The sequence below is a fragment of the Rhizobium leguminosarum genome (assembly GCF_019798305.1).
Taxonomy (GTDB): Bacteria; Pseudomonadota; Alphaproteobacteria; order Rhizobiales; family Rhizobiaceae; genus Rhizobium; species Rhizobium leguminosarum_U.
In genome coordinates this window covers 224,916-246,182 of record NZ_JAAXDD010000013.1, presented here as the reverse complement: position 1 = coordinate 246,182, position 21,267 = coordinate 224,916, and the positions used below count along the sequence as shown (strand labels likewise).

General features: G+C 62.7%; 18 protein-coding genes and 1 pseudogene. 8 read left to right on the top strand and 11 right to left on the bottom strand.

The window, feature by feature from the left end:
• Positions 1–114: 114 nt before the first annotated feature.
• From cydX to HFO99_RS23500, 7 genes and pseudogenes are all read right to left on the bottom strand, one after another.
• Positions 115–201, bottom strand: a pseudogene (cydX, locus tag HFO99_RS23530) (cytochrome bd-I oxidase subunit CydX); the annotation flags it as partial.
• A gap of 100 nt (positions 202–301) precedes the next feature.
• The gene (cydB, locus tag HFO99_RS23525) at positions 302–1,456 is read right to left on the bottom strand and encodes a cytochrome d ubiquinol oxidase subunit II (RefSeq protein ID WP_168325076.1); all 1,155 of its coding nucleotides are present in this window, start codon (positions 1,454–1,456) and stop codon (positions 302–304) included.
• Positions 1,457–1,462: 6 nt separating this feature from the next.
• Positions 1,463–3,043 carry a cytochrome ubiquinol oxidase subunit I gene (locus tag HFO99_RS23520; RefSeq protein ID WP_128401112.1) on the bottom strand — a complete coding sequence of 527 codons (1,581 nt, stop codon included), beginning with the start codon at positions 3,041–3,043 and terminating at the stop codon, positions 1,463–1,465.
• A gap of 76 nt (positions 3,044–3,119) precedes the next feature.
• Entirely contained in the window at positions 3,120–4,811 is a 1,692-nt protein-coding gene (locus HFO99_RS23515; protein ID WP_128401113.1) for an amino acid ABC transporter ATP-binding/permease protein, read from the bottom strand.
• Entirely contained in the window at positions 4,808–6,550 is a 1,743-nt protein-coding gene (cydD, locus tag HFO99_RS23510; protein ID WP_168325078.1) for a thiol reductant ABC exporter subunit CydD, read from the bottom strand. The genes HFO99_RS23515 and cydD overlap by 4 nt, the downstream gene beginning before the upstream one ends.
• Positions 6,551–6,554: 4 nt before the next feature.
• Positions 6,555–7,133, bottom strand: coding sequence for a GbsR/MarR family transcriptional regulator (locus HFO99_RS23505; protein ID WP_024320112.1), 579 nt, complete (start codon positions 7,131–7,133; stop codon positions 6,555–6,557).
• Between the two features lie 280 nt (positions 7,134–7,413).
• Positions 7,414–8,013: a HupE/UreJ family protein gene (locus HFO99_RS23500; RefSeq protein WP_222363959.1), complete on the bottom strand. Its 600-nt coding sequence runs from the start codon at positions 8,011–8,013 to the stop codon at positions 7,414–7,416.
• A gap of 277 nt (positions 8,014–8,290) precedes the next feature.
• Between HFO99_RS23500 and HFO99_RS23495 the strand changes: the two genes are divergently transcribed.
• Positions 8,291–9,322 (top strand): hydroxyacid dehydrogenase, encoded by a 1,032-nt coding sequence (locus HFO99_RS23495; protein WP_222363957.1) that lies wholly within the window; start codon positions 8,291–8,293, stop codon positions 9,320–9,322.
• A gap of 27 nt (positions 9,323–9,349) precedes the next feature.
• Here HFO99_RS23495 and HFO99_RS23490 read toward each other — a convergent pair whose 3' ends face one another.
• Together HFO99_RS23490 and HFO99_RS23485 are read right to left on the bottom strand one after the other, a co-directional pair.
• Entirely contained in the window at positions 9,350–10,342 is a 993-nt protein-coding gene (locus HFO99_RS23490; RefSeq protein WP_222363956.1) for a Tim44 domain-containing protein, read from the bottom strand.
• A gap of 84 nt (positions 10,343–10,426) precedes the next feature.
• Complete coding sequence (locus HFO99_RS23485; RefSeq protein ID WP_026154683.1) at positions 10,427–10,885, bottom strand: YbaK/EbsC family protein; 459 nt, start codon at positions 10,883–10,885, stop codon at positions 10,427–10,429.
• 1,029 nt (positions 10,886–11,914) lie between these two features.
• Here HFO99_RS23485 and HFO99_RS23480 point away from each other — a divergent pair.
• From HFO99_RS23480 to HFO99_RS23450, 7 genes are all read left to right on the top strand, one after another.
• On the top strand, positions 11,915–13,261 hold the full coding sequence (locus tag HFO99_RS23480) for an extracellular solute-binding protein (protein ID WP_222363955.1): 1,347 nt from the start codon (positions 11,915–11,917) through the stop codon (positions 13,259–13,261).
• Positions 13,262–13,437: 176 nt separating this feature from the next.
• Positions 13,438–14,739 carry a carbohydrate ABC transporter permease gene (locus HFO99_RS23475; RefSeq protein ID WP_222363954.1) on the top strand — a complete coding sequence of 434 codons (1,302 nt, stop codon included), beginning with the start codon at positions 13,438–13,440 and terminating at the stop codon, positions 14,737–14,739.
• Positions 14,740–14,741: 2 nt separating this feature from the next.
• Positions 14,742–15,584, top strand: a complete 843-nt coding sequence (locus HFO99_RS23470; RefSeq protein WP_222363953.1) for a carbohydrate ABC transporter permease — start codon at positions 14,742–14,744, stop codon at positions 15,582–15,584.
• Positions 15,584–16,639 (top strand): ABC transporter ATP-binding protein, encoded by a 1,056-nt coding sequence (locus HFO99_RS23465; protein ID WP_222363952.1) that lies wholly within the window; start codon positions 15,584–15,586, stop codon positions 16,637–16,639. Before HFO99_RS23470 ends, HFO99_RS23465 begins: the two co-directional genes overlap by 1 nt.
• Positions 16,639–17,418, top strand: a complete 780-nt coding sequence (locus HFO99_RS23460) for a glycerophosphodiester phosphodiesterase (protein ID WP_222363951.1) — start codon at positions 16,639–16,641, stop codon at positions 17,416–17,418. Before HFO99_RS23465 ends, HFO99_RS23460 begins: the two co-directional genes overlap by 1 nt.
• Positions 17,402–18,406: a LacI family DNA-binding transcriptional regulator gene (locus HFO99_RS23455; RefSeq protein ID WP_222363950.1), complete on the top strand. Its 1,005-nt coding sequence runs from the start codon at positions 17,402–17,404 to the stop codon at positions 18,404–18,406. The genes HFO99_RS23460 and HFO99_RS23455 overlap by 17 nt, the downstream gene beginning before the upstream one ends.
• Positions 18,406–19,230, top strand: a complete 825-nt coding sequence (locus tag HFO99_RS23450; protein ID WP_222304163.1) for an inositol monophosphatase family protein — start codon at positions 18,406–18,408, stop codon at positions 19,228–19,230. The genes HFO99_RS23455 and HFO99_RS23450 overlap by 1 nt, the downstream gene beginning before the upstream one ends.
• Here the strand turns inward: HFO99_RS23450 and HFO99_RS23445 are convergent.
• Entirely contained in the window at positions 19,227–20,090 is an 864-nt protein-coding gene (locus tag HFO99_RS23445; RefSeq protein WP_222363949.1) for a glycerophosphodiester phosphodiesterase, read from the bottom strand. The genes HFO99_RS23450 and HFO99_RS23445 overlap by 4 nt on opposite strands.
• Before the next feature lie 72 nt (positions 20,091–20,162).
• Positions 20,163–21,257: a pyridoxal-phosphate-dependent aminotransferase family protein gene (locus HFO99_RS23440; RefSeq protein WP_222363947.1), complete on the bottom strand. Its 1,095-nt coding sequence runs from the start codon at positions 21,255–21,257 to the stop codon at positions 20,163–20,165.
• Between the last annotated feature and the right edge of the window lie 10 nt (positions 21,258–21,267).

Genomic DNA, 21,267 nt, shown 5'->3' with positions numbered 1-21,267 from the left:
CCGAAGATCATCCGAAAAAGGTTTCGCCATCCAGACCAGCCTCCTGCACCGGCCAGAATGGTGAATCTGATTTGCACCACAAAGGGAATCCCTGTTCCGATTCCGACTAAAACAATCCCGCTCTAGCTCATACCACATGGCGTTGAGGACGGCGAAGGCTGCGGCCAGCGGCAGGCCGAGCATCCATGCAAAATACCACATCGTTTGGTCTCCCTCAGAACAATTCCAGGAAAAGTGCGAAGCGGTTTTCCGTCCGGAATTGCGTAAAAACAAAAGGTTAGAGCGGTTCTGCTGAATCGCTCTAGTAAGCGTGGCTATTTTCATCGGTGATGGACTTCTCATCGACCTTGCCCCACAGAACCTTGTAGACCCAGGCCGTGTAGGCGAAGATGATCGGCAGGAAGATCACCGTCACCACCAGCATGATGAACAGTGTCATGTGGCTGGAGGATGCATCCCAGACCGTCAGGCTCGATCGCGGATCGAGCGAGGAGGGCAGGATGAACGGAAACATCGACAGGCCGACCGTCGAGATGATGCCAAAGATCGCCACCTTGCTGAAGAGCAGCGTCATGACCTCGCGCCTTGCCCGCATGGCAATGAAGGCCAGTGCCGCGCCAACGAAGCCGAGGACGGGCGCGATGATCATCCAGGAATGAGCGGCGTAATTGGTAAGCCACGCGCCTTTCTCCAGCGCCACGGTCTTCAGCAGCGGATTGGAGGGGCCGATCGGGCGGATATCGCTGGTGATGCGATAGCCACCGACGCCGATCCACAGGAAGAGGCCGCCGAGTGCGAAAAGCACGATGACGGCAAGGGCGGCGATGCTGCCATAGCTTCTGGCACGCACTGCGACCGGGCCACTCGACTTCAACACCAGCCATGCCGCACCATGCATCGTCAGCATGGCTAGGGAAAGCAGGCCGCAGAGCAGAGCATAAGGGTTGAGCAGGGCGAAGAATGAACCCTCGTAGAAGATCCGCATATCGTCGGCAAAACGGAAGGGCACGCCCTGCAGCACGTTGCCGACGGCTACGCCGAAGATCAGCGACGGCACGAAACCGCCGATAAAGAGCGCCCAGTCCCAGCCGCTCCGCCAACTGGCGCTTTCCCGCTTCGACCGGTATTTGAAGCCGACCGGGCGTAGGATGAGCGCGAAGAGGATCGCAAACATCGCCAGGTAGAAACCCGAGAAGGACACCGCATAAAGCGGTGGCCAGGCGGCGAAGATGGCGCCGCCGCCGAGGATCAGCCAGACTTGGTTGCCCTCCCAGGTGGCGCCGATGGTGTTGATCGCCACGCGCCGTTCCGTATCGGTCCGGGCGACGAAAGGCAGAAGTGTGCCGACGCCGAGATCGAAACCGCCTGTCGTCGCAAAGGCGATCAGCAGTACGCCGAGCAGCAGCCACCAGATGAGACGCAGGGTTTCATAGTCAATGAGCTCGTGAAGGATCATGGCAGGTCACTCCGCGGCCGGGACGAGGGTTTCGGAAATCAGAACCGCTTCCGGCTCGTCGTCCGGCTCTGGCCCTTGCTTGATTGCCTTGATCATCAGGCCCATCTCGATGACGATCAGCGTCGTGTAGAGCGCCGCAAAACCGATGATGGTCAGAAGCACGGTGCCGGCGCCGAGGCTGGAGACGGCGGCGGCCGTCGGCAACACGCCTTCGATCACCCAGGGCTGGCGGCCGAACTCGGCGACGACCCAGCCGAGTTCAATGGCAACCCAGGGTAGGGGGATCGCCAGCACGGCAATCCGCAGAAGCAGCGGATATTTGTCGAGATGGCGGCGCGCCGACAGCCAGAAGAAGGTGGCGGTCAGCAGGATGAAGAAGATACCGAGGCCGACCATGATGCGGAAGGACCAGAAGAGCGTCGGCACGTGCGGGATCGTATCGCGTGCAGCCTGAACGATCTGTTCCTCGGTCGCCTGCCGAGGATCGTCGACGTAGCGCTTCAGAAGAAGAGCATAACCGAGATCATGGCCGAGATCCTCGAAGGAACTGCGCACTTCCTGCGCAACCTGATCCTGCGCCGGTGCCGAACGGATCTGAATCAGCGCGTCGTAAGCCTTGATACCGTCGCGGATCCGGGTTTCGGCCTGCTGTTCGAGCTTGTCGATGCCGGGGATTTCGGTCGTCAGCGACCGCGTGCCAATCAGACCCATGACCCAGGGAATGTGCACGGCAAAATGCGTCTCGCGCGCCTCCTGGTCGGGGAAGCCAAAGGCGGTGAAGGCCGCCGGCGCCGGTTCCGTCTTCCACATGCCTTCGATTGCCGCGAGCTTCATCTTCTGGTTCTCGGTGGCGAGATAACCGCTTTCATCGCCAAGGACGACGACCGAAAGCGCCGAAGCGAGGCCGAAGGAGGCCGCAACCGTCATCGAGCGCTTGGCAAGCTCGATATGCCGGCCCTTGATTATATACCAGGCGGAAACGCCGAGCACGAAGATCGAAGCGCAGACATAACCGGCCGACACCGTATGGACGAATTTCGCCTGGGCGACGGGATTAAAGACCACGTCGAAGAAGCTTGTGATCTCCATGCGCATCGTCTGCGGGTTGAGCGCCGATCCCACCGGGTTCTGCATCCAGCCATTGGCGATCAGGATCCAGAGGGCAGAAAAGTTCGAGCCGAGCGCCACCGCCCAGGTGGCGACCAGATGGCCGACTTTCGACAGTTTATCCCAGCCGAAGAAGAACAGCCCGACGAAGGTCGCCTCGAGGAAGAAGGCCATCAGGCCTTCGATCGCCAGCGGCGCACCGAAGATGTCGCCGACATAATAGCTGTAGTAGCTCCAATTCATGCCGAACTGGAATTCCATGACAATGCCGGTGGCGACGCCAAGCACGAAGTTGATGCCGAACAGCGTGCCCCAGAATTTGGTCATCTGCCGCCAGATCTGCCGGCCGGTCATGACATAGACGGTTTCCATGATCGCCAGGAGCACGGACAGGCCGAGCGTCAGGGGCACGAACAGGAAGTGGTAAAGCGCCGTCAGCGCGAATTGGAAGCGCGAAAGTGCTACGATATCTAGTTCCATTGTCTTTCTCCCTCGGTCCCACGGGATACAAGCGTTCCTCAGCGCCGGACGGCGCGTGAGGACATGCGGTTCTTGCTCAGTCCGGCCGAAGCCGGTCGAGCGCCTTTTCGAACGCCGCCTCTCCGAGGCGCGAAATTTCTGTGATGCGACCGCCGTCGATAACGGCGATGCGGTCTGCGATCGCAGCCTCCCGGCGGATATGCGTTGCGATCACCAGCGAGCGGCCCGCCGCCATTGCCGAGAGACGGCTGAGCACGTCGCGGGCGGTGACGCCGTCAAGGCCCTCGGTCGGCTCATCGAGCAGCCAGAGCGGCGTGTCGCGCAGGAAGAGCCGGGCAAGCGCCAGCCGGCGCGACTGGCCACCGGAAAGGCCGAGCCCGCCTTCGCCGAGCAGCGTATCGATCCCCTGCGGCATGGCCTCGATATCGGCAAGCAGGCCGGCGGCAGCGAGTGCTTCGCGAAGGCAGGCCTCACTTGCATCGGGGTTCGCAAGGAGCAGGTTGCCGCGCAGGCTGTCCTCGAAGAGCTCCGTCCGTTGCGTCAGCAAGGTCGTCGCCATCGCGGCAACACTCCCCGTCCTTGCCGGCAATTCGCCGGAAAGGAGGGCAAGCAGGCTCGACTTGCCGGCGCCGCTGCTGCCGATGACGGCCAGGTGTTCGCCTTGTGCCAGCGCGAGCTCGATGCCCTGGAGCGCCGGCACGGCGGAGTTTTCATGGAAGGCTGATACCTTCGCCAGCGAAAAAGCGCATCCGGGCAACGGCGCCGCCAATGCTTCGGGTGCCGCCGCGACGGCAAGCCGCGGCGCGATACGCCTTGCCGCAAGCAGCGTCCTGCCGAGTTCCAGGGCACCGCGGCGCAGCGCTGCGAAGGGTTCGACTGCCGCAAAGGCGACGAGCAGGCCGAGTGCGGCGACAGGAGCGGTAATCACCTTCGTTTCCGCAAGTACCGCTACGGCAAGCAGCGATGCGGTGAGCAGCAGCGTCGAGACAAGACCGAAACCGAATGTCAGGCCGGTCTCGACGCGGTTCAACCGGTCGTCGGCACGGGCAGAGTAGGCGTCGGCCGCAGCGATGGTACCTGTCTGCGCGGCAAGGCGGCCGGCCATCAGCAGATCGGTCTGGCCGGCGACGAGATCGATCGTCCGCGACCGCAGCGCCTCGATGCCATGGGCGCGTTGGCGGGCATGTTTGCGCGCCGTCCGGCCGGCGATCAGCGGCAGGCCGAGGCCGGCACCGGCGAGAAAAAGGCCGAAGCACAGGCCGAACAAGGGATGCATCAACCCCAGCACGAGGCTTGCCGCCAGCGCTGCACCGATCGCGACAACAGCCGGCACGAGGATGCGCAGGTAGAGGGAATCGAGCGCATCGATATCGGCGGTCAGCCGGAAGAGCAGCCGTGCGGGACGGTGTGACAGGGCGCGGGCAGCACTCGGTTCGGCAAAGCCGCGAAACAGCCTTTCGCGCAGGGCGGCGAGCACGCCGAGCGTTGCATCATGGGTCGCAAGCCTTTCGCCGTAGCGCGCGGCCGTACGGAGGATGGCGAGCAGGCGGATGCCGGCGGACGGCGCAAAGACGTCGAAGGTGATGGCGGCAGCGGCCGAAAGGCCGGCGAGCGAGGTGGCGGTGATGAACCAGCCGGACAGGCCGAGCAGGGCGATGCCAGCTGTCACCGTCGCAGCCGAAAGTGCTGCGCCGAGCAGCAGCGCCCGCCGGCGCTCGGCAAGGAACAGACGCAGGATCGGCTTGAGGTCTGCTGCAGATCCGCTCATTCGGCGGCCTCCCTGATAACGATGTCGGCATCGACGCGCACGGCGCGATGCATGCGGGCGGCAAGCAGCGGATCGTGAGTCGCAACGATCAAAGTACGGCCCCTGGAGAGCGCAAGCAGGCTCTCGGTAACCTCGGCGGCGGTGGCGGCGTCGAGATGCGCGGTCGGCTCGTCGGCGAGGATGATCCGGAGATCCGGATTGCAGGCGGCACGCGCGATCGCCAGCCGCAACGCCTCGCCGCCGGAAAGCCCGATCCCGCCTTCGCCAAGCGGCCGGCTGCCATAGGCGGCGGGGACCTTTCCGAGCCTGGCTGCGCCGAGCGCATCCGTCACGTCGCCACTCGAGATACCGGGCCTGCCGAGCGCGATATTGCCGGCGATGGTGCCTGCGAAAATATGCGGTCTCTGGCCGATCCATGCCATGCTAGCCCGCAAGGCGGCAGCGGTGTCATCCGCAAGTTCGATGCCGCCGATGACGATGCGTCCGCCAGTACGGGGCGCCAGCCCTGATATGAGCGAAAGAAGCGTCGACTTGCCGGAACCGCTTGCGCCGAGAAGTGCCAGATGTTCGCCGGCCGCGATATCGAGGTTGAAACCGTCAAGGACCAACGGCTCGGCCGCGTTGTAACGGAAATCAACATTCTCAAGACGGATGGCCGGCGCTTCGACGACGGCAGATGCTGCTTGCGCGACTTCGGCTGCTCCTTGGATGGACAGGCCGCCGGCAGCGAGGGGGTCCAGGGCTTTCAGCGCCGCTTCCCCGGCCGCCCGATCGTGCCAGACAGCCGAGAGTTCGCGCAGGGGCTCGAAGAAGGCCGGTGCGAGCAGCAGGATGAACAGTCCCTCGGTCAGGTCGACCCGGCCCACCCAAGTGCCGAAGCGAATTTCGCCGAGCAGACTGAAGCCGACATAGACGGCAATCATCGCCACGCCGAGTGCGGCGAAAAGCTCGAGCACCGCTGAAGACAGAAAGGCGATCTTCAGCACGGCCATGGTGCGCGCACGCAGCGACTCCGCCTCCGACCGCAGGCGCAGCGCCGTTAAATCGACTGCGTCGAGCGCACGGATGGTCGCCAGTCCGCGCAGCCGATCGAGCAGGAAGCCGTTGAGGCCACCGGTGGCCACGAGTTGTCTTTCGCTGGCCGACTGGGCACGCCAGCCGATCAGCGCCATGAAGATGGGAATCAGCGGCGCGGCAAACAGCAAAACCAGCGCGGCGATCCATGAGACCGGCAGAATGAAGGCAAGGATGATGAGCGGCACAAGGCTCGCCTTCATACGCGCCGGCTGGAAACGGGCGAGGTAGGGCACGATCAGTTCGGCTTGTTCGCCAAGCACGCTTGCGGCTTTGCCCGAGGCAGGCCGGCCGCGATCGACCGGCGACGACATGGAAAGTGCCGCGGCGGCAATCTTCCGCCTGCGGCTGAGCTCGCCGCGGGCGGCCTGAAAGGCCATGCGGCCACCAGCCGCGTCGAGACAGCTTCTTGCAAATCCGAGGACAAGCATGCCGAGGGCTGGCCAGAGAACGTCATGCAATCCGCCGCCATCGGCGATGCGGCCGACGGAGACGGCCAGCAACCCGGCCTGCGGGATCCAGACGGCGGCGGCCACCACCTGCAGCATTGCCGCTCTGCGCAGCCCGCCTTTCGCATCAGGGCCGGTGACAGGCGAGACTGTATCGCCGTCCGGCAACGGCTCGGCCTCTTGTGTGTCCGTCGCGTCGAAGAAAGCAGTGCCCATGGCGCTAACTCTTGTTCGCAGGATTCGGCCGGCGGCTGCGGCCGAGCGAAACGACCCGGTCCTTGGCCTCCAGAAGCTTGGTCACTTTCGCGCCCAGCGAGAGTAGCGTTGCAAGCCTTTCTGTTTCAAGTTGTTTTACGTCTTCATACCAATGCGTCAGTTGCTCGATTAGCGTGTGCATCTCGCTCATGCGTTGCTGCGCATGACGCTCTGCGTCGCTGGCCGGCCGTTGCATCAGGATTTCACGCAGAACCGACAGCGTCGGATCGACCTCACGCTTCTTTCTCTCTTCGGCAAGCGTCCTCAATATGTGCCAGACATCATCCGGTGTGGTGAAGAAATCGCGGCGGTCGTCCGGCTTGTGTTTCAGGATGACGAGGTTCCAGGCCTGCAGTTCGCGCAGGCTCATCGAAACATTGGAGCGGGAGATGCCGAGCGACTCGGCGATCTCCTCCGCGCAGACCGGCGCGGGCGAAACGAAGAGCAGGGCATAGATCTGGCCGACCGTGCGGTTGATTCCCCAGCGCGACCCCATCTCGCCGAAATGGAGAACGAAGGACTGGACGAGAGGCGGAAGGTTCATGGTCATTTCCGTTGCGACTGTGATTTCAGAAATTTCTGAAATCACTATACTGACTTTCGCGTCTCGCCAGCAATCGGCAAGGCAGGCCTGCGTCAATTTGGATATCCCTTCGTCGATCGTTGGCTAGATATAGCCTGACGCGACGTGGCTGGATTTGACTTGGGTCAAGTCCACAGCACTTTGCAGCGATGATGCAGAAACGCCCGGCGGTGCGTTACGCATGCCGGGCGTTCTGTCGGATCGCGATGTCTAGGCCGCGGCCTAGTTACTGCCGTCAGGCTCAGATCAAGCCGGCCAGGATGCCGACACCGGATATGGTGGCAATGCCACCTGCCGTGCGCGTCACGAAGACACCCTGGCGTTCTCCGGCGCGGCCGATGACGTAACCAAGGACGAGACCGGCGACATGCAGCAGCGCCGTCGCGGCCATGAAGCCGGCGGCATAGGCGGCTCCGGCGGTATTTTCCGGCATTTCGGCGCCATGTGCATGACCGTGGAAGATGGCGAAGAGGCCGATGATGCCGAGTGCTGCGGCCAGCGGCGCCTTGAGGTTGAGTGCAACGATGGCGCCGAGGACGACAACGGAAAGCGCGATGCCGATTTCAACGAAGGGAACAGTAATGCCGGCAACGCCGAGAGCGCCACCGAGCGCCATCACCAGAACGAAGGTCGTCGGCACGAGCCAGGTGGCGCGGCCACCGAGCTGACATGCGAAAACACCGACCATCACCATGGCGAGGACATGATCGAGGCCAGACATCGGATGGGCAAAGCCGTGGCTGAAGCCGGCAGCTTCGCCGATGGCGGGATGGGCGGAGGCGGCGGCTGGAAGCGCTGCGGCAGCCAAGGCAAGCAGGCCGCTCTTGATTGCTGATTTCATTGCTCATTCCCCTCGTGAGTTTTCGAATATCCTGCGGCCGCCGAACACCGGCATGGTTCCAAATGGCGTAATCACGCTAGTTCAAAGAATTCGCGCAGTCAACGAAAATGCCGCGAAATAACAAGCCAATTCAACTGCTTATCCGATAGGCAGATGCCGCTTTCGATAGCGTCTCTCAGCGTGCCGCACCTCAAGATCGAACTGGAAACGGTTTCCCACAGGGGCTATCAATCGTCCGGCAGAGACGGCGCAACCCGCCGAGATGGAGGAGACGCCCATGACGAATACCGAACGGCCGCTGGCGATCAGCGCGCCCGAACCGCGCACGCTCGATCTGATCTTCAGCGACAAGGCGCGCGCCGAACTGCATGCGAAATACGAGATCATCGAGGCTGATCCCGAGAATATCGCCGGGCTCGGCGACGAGACCCTCGGCAGGGCACGCTACATCATCGGCCAGCCGCCGCTTTCGGCGGACACGCTGGGACGTATGCCGGCCTTGCGCTCGATCCTCAACGTCGAAAGCAATCTTCTCAACAACATGCCCTATGAGGTGCTCTTTGAGCGCGGCATCCATGTCGTGACGACAGGCCAGGTTTTTGCCGAGCCGGTCGCCGAAATCGGCCTCGGCTTCGCACTGGCCTTGGCGCGCGGCATCGTCGATGCGGATGTCGCTTTCCGCCAGGGCACCGAACTCTGGGGCGGCGAGGGCAATTCGAGTGCGCGCCTGATCGCCGGCTCCGAGATCGGCATCGTCGGCTTCGGCGATCTCGGCAAAGCGCTGCGCCGGCTCCTGTCCGGCTTCAAGGCGCGCATCAGAGTGTTCGATCCCTGGCTGCCGCGCTCGATCTTCGAGGAAAACGGCGTCGAGCCCGCAAGCCTGGAGGACGTCCTGACGAAGAGCGATTTCGTCTTCGTCGTCGCCGCCGTCACCAGCGAAAACAAAGGATTTCTCAGCACGGAGGCCTTCGCCAGCATGCGCAAAGGCGCGGCCTTCATCCTGCTCAGCCGCGCCGATGTCGTCGATTTCGATGCGCTGATGGCGGCCGTCTCGTCAGGCCACATCGTCGCCGCAAGCGACGTCTACCCGAAAGAGCCGTTGCCGACCGACCATCCGGTGCGAAGCCTGAAAGGCTTCATCCGCTCGGCGCACCGGGCAGGCGCGCTCGACAGCGCCTTCAAGAAAATGGGCGACATGGTGCTCGAAGACATGGACCTGATGGATCGCGGCCTGCCGCCGATGCGCTGCAAGCGGGCGGAACGCGAGACGGTTTCCCGGATGCGTTCCAAACCGGTCGAAGTGAATTAGAACAGAATGCCGACGTGACGCGCCGCCTCAGGCAGCGCGCTGCTCGGCACCCTGGATCGCGGCGAGCTTCCAGTCGGCGCCAGACTTGCGCACGAAGGTCCAAACCTCGGTGCTTTCACTCGGTCGGCGGTCGTCGCCGGAAACGACGCGGCCGCTGTCGCGTTCGACCATGGCGTCGACCGAGGAATAACGCATGGCGAGCGTCGCAAATTCCTGGCCGTCTTCCCGCCAGGCTTCGGCGATATCGCCTTGCAGCAGCTTGACGTCGGAGACGCGGTTGCGCACGCCGTTGGTAGCGTTTTCGCCGAGTTCCTCGGCAAGATAGGACATCGCCTCGGGCGTCGTCAGCCGGCGCAACGTGCCGTAGTCCTCGGCACCGTAAGCGGTCTGCACCTGGGTCAGCAGTTCCTCGAACTGATCGAGATCGGCCTGCGTCAGCCCGATCTCGTCGCTCGGCCGATTGCCGCGCGGCCCGCCGAAACCGCTGCCCGACCCGATCGCCGGAATCTGGAAAGACGACTTATTCGTCGGCGACATGCTATAGGACTGGCTCTGGCCGCCAACGCCGTAGGAAGGCTGGCGGCGGTTGGCGAAATAACGCATGGCGAGCATGACGGCGCCGCCGATCAATGCGATCTGCAGCAACATGCCCAGGAAGCCGAAGCCGCCGCCGAAACCGTGGCCGAGCAGCATGCCGAGAAGGCCACCGGCAATCAGACCGCCGATCATCGAACGGCCGAAGCCGCCGAAGAAACCTGGGCGCTGAGCGCCGAGGGGCTGCTGAGCGGTAGCAGGTGCCGTAGTCTGCGGACGCGGCGTCATCGACCGTTCGATCGGCGCTGCGGGGGCAGGTGCGGTGCGGGTGACAGGCGGGGCCTGGAAGGTGCGCGTGCCGCGGCTTCCGAAACCGAAGCTGCCGGCGCGGCGCGCCTCGGCATCGTCGAGGGAAGCAAAAACGGTGGCGCTCGTCAGTGCGGCAATTGCCGCGATCTTGGCAAAACGCGAAACGGCACTCGGCATTCCTGATCTCCTGTCATGCACAATCACGGCACGTCGGGACCTAATATAGGTACTCTTTCCCCTGTGTGAAGTTCTTCGGCTCCATTACTGGCAGACGTCGACCCAACTGGCGCCGGTCAGCTCGGCCAACCGCCCAGTTTCGATGCGCACGGCCGAGTTCGTCGAGCCGGCCGCCGGCACGACTTCATCGAAGCGTTTCAGCGAGATATCGCAATAGATGGGCAACGGCGAAGGCAGGCCGAAGGGGCAGACGCCGCCGACCGGATGGCTGGTGATCGCCACGACCTCTTCGGCGCCGAGCATGCGCCCCTTGGCGCCAAAGGTGTCCTTGAACTTGCGATTATCGAGCCTTGCCGTACCGCCGGCTACGACCAGCATCATCTGCTCACCGACGCGCAGGCAGATCGTCTTGGCGATCTGGGCTGGCTCGACGCCGTGGGCTTCGGCGGCAAGCGCCACCGTCGAGGAGCTCTCGGCGGTTTCGATGATTTCGATATCGGGTGCATGGGCGCGGAAGTAGGCGCGGACGGATTCAAGGCTCATGGAACGGGTGTGCAAAATGATGATCGGAAGATGCGGAATGCGATGGATGCAGAACACCAAGGATGATTCCGTAACTCAAAGTTCCAGGCGTTTCAATCAAAGCGTGGCGAATTGCGTTTGGAAGATGGACCTCTTGGCCCTGTAGAGATCGGTGATGGCATAGTCAGAAGCCATATGCCTTCACGGCGGCAAGCCGGCCGGGATGATTTGCCTTGAAACCATCCCGGCCGGATATTCTCCGATAACATGAGCGAGGCGTCGATCTATTCATCGGACAGAGCGAGGTCCCGGCGCAGCCATGATGGAAAAGAGTCGAGGCTGCTCACCATGCGACGACGTCTCCATCGGGCAATGAGGGTTGCGACGAGAATCTCTCGAAAGCTAAATCGCGAGCAAAGCTCGCTCATGGATATCGCCAGGCTCTCGCCGGCGTGCTGATTGTTCATGATCAATTGCGGTCAGAATTCTGAACCGCCCTTCTCTAAACCTGAAGATCGCAGCGCCATGGCGCGCGGACGTTGCCGTGCCCAGGCGCTGCATGCGAAACGGGTGCCGTCTTCGGATGGTGAAGCTTGAAAGGTCTCGGATTGAATCGAGGGTAGGGAGCTTCGGAAGCCTATGCCAAAGAGGCGTTGGACGAGGAAATATCTGTCATTGCACGCCTCCATTCTTGAAGTTGCTCCGGCGCAATCATTAGCTGATCGACAAAAGACAGGCAAGAGCGGAACGTCGGGGCTTTGAGGCTGGGGGTGCCATTGTGGCAAGGCCGCTGTTGCGACGAGGGACTTGACGTCAGAGTGTCGATGTCGAATTCCACTTTCTGCGGAACTGATCTTTGCATCGGCAATTGACCACGTCGAGAACATCGTCATAATAATTTTGCACACGTGCTCAATTTTGTCATTCGGCCGTTACGTTCAACCCCTAGAGCGGGATACGCCACGTTTTCGTGGGGTTTCGGAGCGGCCATCATCAGCAGTGCTGACCCGTCAAGAGGCCTCACACTGCTCTTCTAGGGAGACGAAGAAGATGACCATTTTTCCGATACTGAAATCGCTTGCCGTCGCAGCCGCCATCCTGGCCTCGACCTCCGCAATTGCACTCGCCAAGGACGTTCATATCAGCGTCTGGGCCGGCGGCACCGGCCCGAACGACGTCTATCGCCTCGACGCCATAGAGATCGCAGCCCAACAGCTGCAGCGCGAAGCTGCTCTCAAGGGCGAAGACCTGAAGATCACCGTCGAGAAGAAGCCCTATTCCGCCTGGGAGGATTTCAAGCAGGCGCTGACCCTTGCCGCCGAAGCCAAGACCGCTCCGAATATCGTCGTCAGCGGCCATGAAGACATCGCGCCTTGGTCGCAGGCGGGCCTCATCGTTCCGATCGAAGATTATGTCGATCTCGACTCATGGCCGCTCAGCGACATCTATGAAAATCTGTTGAAGATCGCGTCTTATAACGGCACCGTCTACGGCATCCCGCAGGACGCCGAATCCCGCCCGATGTTCTTCTGGAAGCCTTACATGAAGGCGATCGGTTACAGCGATGCCGACCTGGATGCGCTGCCGCAGAACGTCCAGGACGGCAAGTACACCATGAAGAACCTGCTCGAAGACGCCAAGAAGATGCAGGACAAGGGCCTCGTCCAGGCCGGCTACGGTTTTTATCCGCGCACCAGCAACGGCCCTGATTACTGGCAGTTCTACACCAGCTTCGGCGGCACGATGGAAGAAGGCGGCAAGCTCGTTTTCGACAAGGCGGCGATGACCCGCACCTATCAGTTCTTCGCCGATGCTGTGAAGGCAGGCGTCACCAAGAAGAACCACATCGGCATGCCGGGCGACCAGTGGTGGAAGGAAGTCGCCACCGGCAAGGCCGGCATCTGGGACGGCGGCACCTGGCACTATGCCCGCCTCGTCAACCAGGAAGGCCTGAAGGACTTCTTCGGCAACGTGATCTTCACGCTGATCCCCGCCGGCGAAGGCGGCAAGGCCAACACGCTGACCCATCCGCTCGTCTACCTGCTGACCGCAGGTCACGACCAGGAAGACACCGAGATTGCCGCCCAGCTGGTCAAGATCGCCTCCGAGCCGCGCACCAACGCGCTGCATGCGGTCAAATCAGCCCATCTCGGCATCTCCAAGTCGGAATCGACGGTCGACTTCTACTCGGCCGACCGCTGGACACGTGAAGCCACCGAGCGCCTGCTGCCGCATGCCAATGCGATGCCGAACAATTCCGATTTCGGCAAATATTGGAACATCATGTGGAAGAACCTCGAGGCATCCTGGACCGGCGCCAAGACCGTAGACGCCGCGGTCAGTGATGCAGAGAGCGAGCTGAAGAGCACGCTCGGCGACAAAATCGTCATCCGCTAGAACAGGATGATTTCAGGCCGGGTCGGCCTGAAATATGAATCCCATTCTAAATTAAAGGGTTAGAGCATGATGTTGTCCGAAAACCGCTCACACTTTTCGGCATCATGCTCTAGGATCGAAGCACTCTTCCGGGCGGCGGCAGCGCCGCCCGGTCGGTCCGCGACGAGGGGGCTTCCATGAAATCGTCCAGAACGCTCGGACTGGTAATGATCGCGCCCGCCGCGATCATGATCATCCTCTTCTTCCTGATGCCGGTCGTTCTGACGGCGGTGTTTTCGATGACCAGCATGACGACGGCGACCGGCATTTCGGGCGGCGTCTACCAGATCGCGCCGAACTCTCTGATCGCGCTGAAATCGGCGCTGCCCGATATCGCCGCCGAGATGGCCGAGCCGCGCTACACGATCGACGAGGCGGGGATCAAGGCCATCGAAGGTCTCGGGCTTGCGCCGGGGATTGCCGCGGAATTGCGCACCAAACATGCAGGTGAGGTGTTCACGGCACGCCGCGACGTCGAGCGCATGATCAAGGATCTCACCGACCGGCCTTCGACGCGCGACGTCAAGCAGATCTCCGAACAGTTCAACCGTTCCGTCCTCAACACCCGCTTCGACAGCAAGGAGCAGCTCTTTTCGGCGCTGGATACTCTTGGTTTCAAACTGACAGCTGAGCAGAAGGAAACGGTCGCCAAGGTCACTTATACCGGCTGGGTTTGGACGACCGATAATTTCTCGCGCATGACAAGCTCGCCCGACATGGCGCGCGTGCTCTTGAATACCGTGCTCTATGTCGCGCTGGTGCTGATGCTGTTCAATGTCGGCTATGCGCTGCTGCTGGCCATCTGGACGCATTACATGCCGCCGACGCCAGCCTCGATCTTCCGCGGCATCTGGCTCCTGCCGCGCATCACCCCCGTCGTTATCTACGTCATGCTATGGAAGTGGCTTGCCTGGGATACCGGCTTCATTTCAATCCTGATGGGCAAGTTCGGCTATCCGCCGATGAACTATCTTCTCGACAACGCTTACAATGCCTGGTTCTTCGTCGTGTTGATCAACGGCTTCATCGGCGCCTCGATGGGCATGCTAGTGTTCTCCTCGGCGATGAAGGCCATTCCGAAGAGCCAGTTCTATGCGAGCGAGGTCGATGGCGCCTCGCGCTGGCAGCAGATCCGCTACATCATCCTGCCGCAGATGCGTTGGCCGATCCTCTTCGTTACCTGCTACCAGACCTTGTCGCTGCTTGCCTCCTTCAATGAAATCCTGCTTGCCACCAATGGCGGACCGGGCAACGCGACCGAGGTCTGGGCGCTCTCCGCCTATCACACTGCGCTCAGAAACTATGCCGGCAATCTCGAATACGGCCTGGGTGCCGCCATGGCATTGGTGCTCGTCGTCATCGGCGTGGTGCTGTCGCTGCTCTATCTGCGCGTCTTCAACTACGGCACGCTTGTCGCCAAGCCCCTGATCGAGGATTGACCATGGCCGAACGATCGCAGCCCTCGGCAAATTACCGCAGCTGGCCGGTCATATCGGCGCTGACCATCGTCAGCCTGCCGTTGCTCCTGATGTATGTCTATCTCTTCCTCGACACCGTGACCGTCAAGCAGGCGGACGCGCTGCTGCCCTCCGGCTTGACGCTCGACCACTGGCGATTCCTCTGGCAGACGACGGAGGGCAAGGCGAACATCTGGCAGGTGACTGTGAATACGCTGCTCTTTGCCGCCTGCACCACCAGCCTCGTGCTTATCGTCTCGTCGATGGCGGGCTACGTGCTGTCACGTTTGAACGTACCGGCGCGCGGCTTCTTTCTCGCCGGCGTCATGGTGCTGCATGCCTTCCCGTCGGTGACGCTGATCATCGCCATCTTCATCGTGCTGCAGATGATCGGCCTCTACAATTCGCTGATCGGCGTCATTCTTGTAAAGGCGGCAATCGACCTGCCGCTCGGCATCTGGCTGATGAAGGGCTTTTACGACACCGTACCCTGGGAAATCGAGATGGCCGGCGTCGTCGACGGCGCCTCGCGCTTCCGGGTCTGGCGCAGCCTCGTGCTGCCGCAGGTCAAGCCCGGCATCATGGCGCTCGGCCTGTTCTCTTTCCTCTCCGGCTGGGGCGAGTTCATCCTGCCGCAGGTGCTGGCGCCGGGCAATCAGGTACAGGTGCTGTCGGTCTATCTCGCGGGCTTCCTCGCCGACGACAACAATTACGATTTCAACATGTTCAAGGCGGTCGGCTTCTTCTACCTCATTCCGGTGCTGATCGCTTACGCGCTCTTCAACAAATATCTCATGAACATCTACGGCGGCGGGAGCAAAGGCTGATGCGCATCCTCCTCGACAATTTTTCAAAAAGCTTCGGCTCCACCAAGGTCATCGAGAACATGACGCTCGAAGTCGGCAACGGCGAGATGCTGGCGCTGCTCGGCCCTTCCGGCTGCGGCAAATCGACGACGCTGTTTTCCGTCTGCGGCATCCACCGGCCGAGCGGCGGGCGCATCCTCTTCGGCGACCGCGACGTCACCGACCTGCCTAGCCAGGCTCGCAACGTCGGCGTCGTCTTCCAGTCCTATGCACTCTATCCGCACATGACGGTGACCGAGAACATCGGCTTTCCGCTGAAGGTGAAGGGCATGCCGGCCGCCGAAATCCGCAAGGAAGTCGACCGCATCGCCGCCCTCGTTCAAATCGGCAACCTGATGGGCCGCAGGCCAGCCGAGCTTTCCGGCGGCCAGCAGCAGCGCGTGGCCCTGGCGCGCGCGCTGATCCGCAAGCCGGATGTGCTGCTGCTCGATGAGCCGCTCGCCAATCTCGACGCCAAGCTGCGGCTCGAAATGCGCTCGGAAATCCGCCGCCTGCAGCGCGAAACCGGCATCACCGCCATTCTCGTCACCCATGACCAGGTGGAAGCGATGAGCATATGCGACCGCATCGCCATCATGAAGGAAGGCGAGATCGTCCAGATCGCCACGCCGGCCGAAATGTACAATGATCCGAAGACCGCGTTTGTCGCCGGCTTTCTCGGCAATCCGCCGATCACCTTCCTGCGCGGCGTCGTGGACAAGGGCGCCTTCACAATCCCGCAAAGCGAGATCCGCGTGCCGCTGCCTGTGACCATCGGCGTCACCGAGGGCACGAAGCTGATGCTCGGCGTCCGGCCGGAGCATTTTACACCGGCAGGCGACATCACCGTGCCCGGCAAGATCACCTTCGCCGAAACGCAGGGCCGCGAGAACCTCTACGACGTGGCTCTTGCCGGCGGACCACTGCTGCGCTCCATCCAGCCGGTACGCAGTGATATCCACGTCGGCGACAACGTCCGCTGGGCGATCGACAGCCGCGGCGTGTTCATCTTCGACGAAAATGGCAGGAGGCTCTGATGACCCGCGACTTCTCGGCATTTTTCAAGCGGTACGGCTGGCCGTCGGGCAAGGGCCGGCTTCCCTTCTGCATCGGCCATCGCGGCGCCAGCGGCCATGAACGCGAGAATACCATCGCCGCTTTCCGCCGCGCCGCCGACCTCGGGGCTGAGATGTGGGAGCTCGACACGCAGCTAACCAAGGATGGCGTGGTCGTCGTCTCGCATGACGACCATCTCGAGCGCGTCTTCGGCATCGACTGCCGCATTTCCGAGATGACGGCGGCGGAGCTTGCAGGGCTCGACGGCGTCGATGTGCCGAGTTTTTCGGAGGTGGCCGCTCTCGGCCGCGAGACCGGAACCGGTCTCTACGTCGAACTCAAAGCGCCCGGAACCGGCTTGCTTTGCTGGCGGCACCTTGCCGAGACGAACCAGCGTTTTGCCTGCCTCGGTTCCTTCGATACGGCTCAGGTGCGCGAACTCCGCGACGCCGCCTGCGATTTTCCGCTTTCGGTGCTGATCCGTGTCGGCCATGATCCGCATGCGCTCGGCGACGAGGCCGGCGCCGATATCCTGCATCTGTGCTGGGAGAGGGCAGGCGAGCGTCCGCAGGATCTGGTGACCGACGCGTTGATGCGTCGCGCCTTCCAGGAAGGCCGCGAGATCGTGTTGTGGCACGAGGAGCGGCCAGCTGTCCTCGCTGACATCATGAAACTTCCGGTTCTCGGCATCTGCACGGATCTGCCCGATCTGATGCGGCCACCGGCGGTCAAGGAAAAAGCGGTTGGCAGACAGGGATAAGGGACCGCGCAAGGTAACCTCCTTCGACGTGGCGCGCGTGGCCGGCGTCTCGCGCGCGGCCGTGTCGCGCGCCTTCACGCCGGATGCCAGCGTCTCGCCGAAGACGCGCGAAAAGGTCTATCAGGCCGCCAAGGAACTCGGCTACCGGGTGAACTATCTTGCCCGAAGCCTGACCAACAAACGCTCCGATCTCGTCGGCCTCATCGCTGCCGGCCTCGACAATCCGTTCCGCACGCTGCAGATCGAGAATCTGGCAAGAGTGCTGCTCGCCCGTAATTTCCGCCCCATCCTGCTGCCGACCTCGCCGGAGGCCGATACTTCGACGGTCATCGGACAGCTGCTGCATTACGCAGTATCAGGCGTCATCGTCACCTCGGACGCACCGCCGACCGAGATCTGCGAGCAGTGCGCGGCCGAAGGTGTGCCGATCGTGCTGATCAACAAGGGCAACGACATCCCCTTCGTCGACCACATCATTTCCGATGACCGCATGGCCGGCCATCTCGCCGCCACCCACCTGATCGATAGCGGAGTGAAAAAGCCCGCCGTGATGGCCGCGCCTGCCATATCCTATACGGCGCGGCGGCGCAGCGAGGCCTTCATCGCACGCTGCAAGCAGCTCGGCGTCGAGGCCCAGTTTCTGCAGGTCAGGATCAACGACTACCGGAGCGGCTACGATGCTGCAGCCGAACTTGCCGCATCCGGCATCGACGGGCTGTTCTGCGCCAACGACTATATGGCCTGCGGCGTGGTCGATCGCATCATGCAGGGCTGCGGCCGCGAGGATGCGCCGCCGCTCTCCATCATCGGCCATGACGACATTCCTCAGGCGAGCTGGGCCGCCTACGATCTCACGACCATCCGCCAACCCTGCGACGTCCAGGCCGAAAAGACGGTCGACCTGCTGATGAGCCGCATCGTCGAGCCGGACCTTATGGCGCGTGTCGAATTCACGCCGGTGACACTGATCAGAAGAAGGACTGCCTGATGAACTCGCCATTCGATCCCGCCGCCATCCGCGCGCGGGCGGAGGCCGCGATCACCGTTGCTCTCGAAGTCGGGCGGGAAACGGCCCGGTTTCGGCACGATTCCGACCCCGGCTCGCTTGCCGTCGAGAACAAGGGATTGCAGGATTTCGTCACCATCGCCGACAGGAGGGCCGAGCAGGCAATCCGCGACGGCCTGCTCTCGCGCTTTCGTGATGATACGTTCATGGGCGAAGAGAGCGGCGGACGATCGGGTAAGGGCGGCACCTGGGTCGTCGATCCGATCGACGGCACGACCAACTATATCAGGGGCTTCCGCTACTGGGGCGTCTCGATCGCCTTCGTCGTCGGCGAAAAGGTGGAGATCGGCGTGGTCTACGACGCCGCCGGAGACAAGGTCTTTCACGCCGTGCGCGGCGGTGGCGCCTTCAAGGACGGGATTCCGGTCCATGCGGCTGCGACCGTCGATCCGGCCACTGCCCTTGTCATTCTCGGCCATTCCCGCAAGACGAGCTTCGACGACCATCTCGCGCTCTCGCGGCGGCTCCACGAACGCGGCATGGATTATCGCCGCATGGGTGCTGCCGCCATCGACCTCGTTCGCGTTGCCGAGGGTGCTGCCGACCTTTATTATGAACGCCATCTCAATGCCTGGGATATGCTCGCCGGCGCGCTGATCGCCGAAGAGGCCGGCGCTGTGGTGGCGATGCCGCCGGTCGACAGGCTGCTTGCGCAGGGCGGACCTGTCATCGCCCACTCGCCGGGGCTTGCCGGCGAATTCGCGTTCATCCTCGACATCGAGGGGTTGGCGGCGGCTCCCGGTTAGTCCGTCATCCGCCGGCGCCAAGCGCGTTCTGTCGCCGGCGCCTCGTCGGTGGTGATCTGATCCGGCTTCAGGGCCATCAGCGTCGAAAAGCCTCGCCATTCCTGTTCGCTGAAACCGGCCTCCGGATCCTTCAGGGTGAAGGTCCAGGCATCGACGCGTTTGCCTTCGTCCTGGCAGAGCGCGATCATGTCGAGGCCTTGATTGGCGGCATCCAGGATCAGTGGCCAGTGGAGATAGATCGTGTCCGGTTCGGTCGGGCCGCTGAGGTCGGCACGCAATTCAATCTCGACCGCCTTCCAGCCGCAGGCCTTCCTGATATCGTAGAGCTTTTCGGTCGGATCGATGCCGCGCAAGAGACGGGGAAGCTTCTCCTTGACCGCGACGATGAGATCGAGACTGCCGCCGCTGACGATCACCGAGGCGGCGATATTCTGGAAATGCGCGGCCAGATGCGCGATGCCCCTGGCGCCGACCACCTCGTAGTCGTCCTTCATGTCGAATTGCAGCAGTGCGGCCGGGTGGGCCGATTGCAGCATGGCGGCGAGATCCTCGCTGAAGATCAGCGGCCGGTCGCCCTCTTGCATCCTGATAGCGCTGAGGTCGCCGATGCTCGTCTTGGCGATCGCTCCATGCCCAGTCGTTTCACCTTCGAGCTCCTCATCGTGCAGCACGACGAAACCGCCATCGGCGCGTACACGCAGATCGAGCTCCATCGAGGCGCCTGCTGCAAATCCCTCCGCCATCACTTCGGATGAGAACAACGGATCGGCAAACCGCTTGCGCAACCGGTGCCATTTCAGGCGGGTGCGGTGCCCCTCATGTGAGATCTCCAGGCCCTGCGCATCCAGCAATCTTGTCATCTGCACCAAGTCTCCACGATCGCTACTCTCCTGCCTTGATGAACCATGATTATCAAGGGCCGAATATGGCTTTCATTGACGGTAGGCTGCGGATATTGCCTCCGAAGCGGCTGATATATCCGAGGGATGGCCTGCCTGCCTGAGGGCGGCGCCATATGCCACGACATTCGACAGCACCGTCTGGAATGCGGCGCGCGAACCCGTGTGATTCAGGCGCACGAGATGGGCCGGCGCGGTTCCGACGCCTTCGCTCAGCTCGACCCCGAGCCGCCCAGCAGTTGCGATCAGCGCAGCAGGCGCCAGCGCGTCCGGCAGTGGCACGGCCGTGACCAGGTTCGACGCCTTTACTGCCGGCACCCAGCCCGGGGCTCCGAGTGCGGCAAGCCCCGCCCGTGTCGCCGATGCCGCCAGCGCATGGCGGGTGACGACATTCTCCAGGCCTTCAGCCTCGATGCGGTCGAGCGCCGCCTCCAGCGCGAAGAATTCCAGCGGCGCCGGTGTTCCCGGCAGGCCACGCCGACCGCCGTCGACCCAGGTCTTCAGATCGGCCAAAGACAAGATCGAATCGCGCGGTGCGCCGTCACTGAGGATCAAATCCCAGGCCCTGCCGCTGACCGAAAGCGCGGACACGCCAGCCGGACCGCCGAGCGCCTTCTGTGGCCCGATCACGGCGATGTCGATGCCGAGACCGTCGACATCGAGCTGATGGCCGCCGACCGATGCGACCGCGTCGACAACCGTGACGACGCCGCGAGCCCGGGCAAGCGCCAAGATCTCGGGCAGGGGGTTGAGAATGCCGCTTGCGGATTCCGCGTGCACCAGCGCGAGAACATCGATCTTCGGACCCGTCTGGAGCGCTTTGGCGACTGCTTCGATCTCGATCGGCAGGCCCGGTTCGGCGACGATATCGGCGACCGCCGCGCCACCCCGCCGCAGCCATTGACCGAACCAGCCGCCATAGGGACTGGTGATGATGTTGAGTGCTGAAAGGCCGGGGCGCGCAAGGCTGAGCGCCGCCGCCTCCAGCGCCACCACCGCCTCGCCCTGCACCAGTAATATATCGTTGCGGCTGCATAATATGCCGCCGATCCTGTCGGCAAGGACAGCGTAGCGCTCCGCGGGATAGGAGGGCACGCCATGCAGGGGATTCCAACCAAGATCGGACATGGATACTTCC

Coding starts and splice junctions, on each gene's coding strand:
- cydB (WP_168325076.1), bottom strand. CDS start 1,456: ATGATCCTTCACGAGCTCATTGACTATGAAACCCTGCGTCTCATCTGG.
- HFO99_RS23520 (WP_128401112.1), bottom strand. CDS start 3,043: ATGGAACTAGATATCGTAGCACTTTCGCGCTTCCAATTCGCGCTGACG.
- HFO99_RS23515 (WP_128401113.1), bottom strand. CDS start 4,811: ATGAGCGGATCTGCAGCAGACCTCAAGCCGATCCTGCGTCTGTTCCTT.
- cydD (WP_168325078.1), bottom strand. CDS start 6,550: ATGGGCACTGCTTTCTTCGACGCGACGGACACACAAGAGGCCGAGCCG.
- HFO99_RS23505 (WP_024320112.1), bottom strand. CDS start 7,133: ATGAACCTTCCGCCTCTCGTCCAGTCCTTCGTTCTCCATTTCGGCGAG.
- HFO99_RS23500 (WP_222363959.1), bottom strand. CDS start 8,013: ATGAAATCAGCAATCAAGAGCGGCCTGCTTGCCTTGGCTGCCGCAGCG.
- HFO99_RS23495 (WP_222363957.1), top strand. CDS start 8,291: ATGACGAATACCGAACGGCCGCTGGCGATCAGCGCGCCCGAACCGCGC.
- HFO99_RS23490 (WP_222363956.1), bottom strand. CDS start 10,342: ATGCCGAGTGCCGTTTCGCGTTTTGCCAAGATCGCGGCAATTGCCGCA.
- HFO99_RS23485 (WP_026154683.1), bottom strand. CDS start 10,885: ATGAGCCTTGAATCCGTCCGCGCCTACTTCCGCGCCCATGCACCCGAT.
- HFO99_RS23480 (WP_222363955.1), top strand. CDS start 11,915: ATGACCATTTTTCCGATACTGAAATCGCTTGCCGTCGCAGCCGCCATC.
- HFO99_RS23475 (WP_222363954.1), top strand. CDS start 13,438: ATGAAATCGTCCAGAACGCTCGGACTGGTAATGATCGCGCCCGCCGCG.
- HFO99_RS23470 (WP_222363953.1), top strand. CDS start 14,742: ATGGCCGAACGATCGCAGCCCTCGGCAAATTACCGCAGCTGGCCGGTC.
- HFO99_RS23465 (WP_222363952.1), top strand. CDS start 15,584: ATGCGCATCCTCCTCGACAATTTTTCAAAAAGCTTCGGCTCCACCAAG.
- HFO99_RS23460 (WP_222363951.1), top strand. CDS start 16,639: ATGACCCGCGACTTCTCGGCATTTTTCAAGCGGTACGGCTGGCCGTCG.
- HFO99_RS23450 (WP_222304163.1), top strand. CDS start 18,406: ATGAACTCGCCATTCGATCCCGCCGCCATCCGCGCGCGGGCGGAGGCC.
- HFO99_RS23445 (WP_222363949.1), bottom strand. CDS start 20,090: ATGACAAGATTGCTGGATGCGCAGGGCCTGGAGATCTCACATGAGGGG.
- HFO99_RS23440 (WP_222363947.1), bottom strand. CDS start 21,257: ATGTCCGATCTTGGTTGGAATCCCCTGCATGGCGTGCCCTCCTATCCC.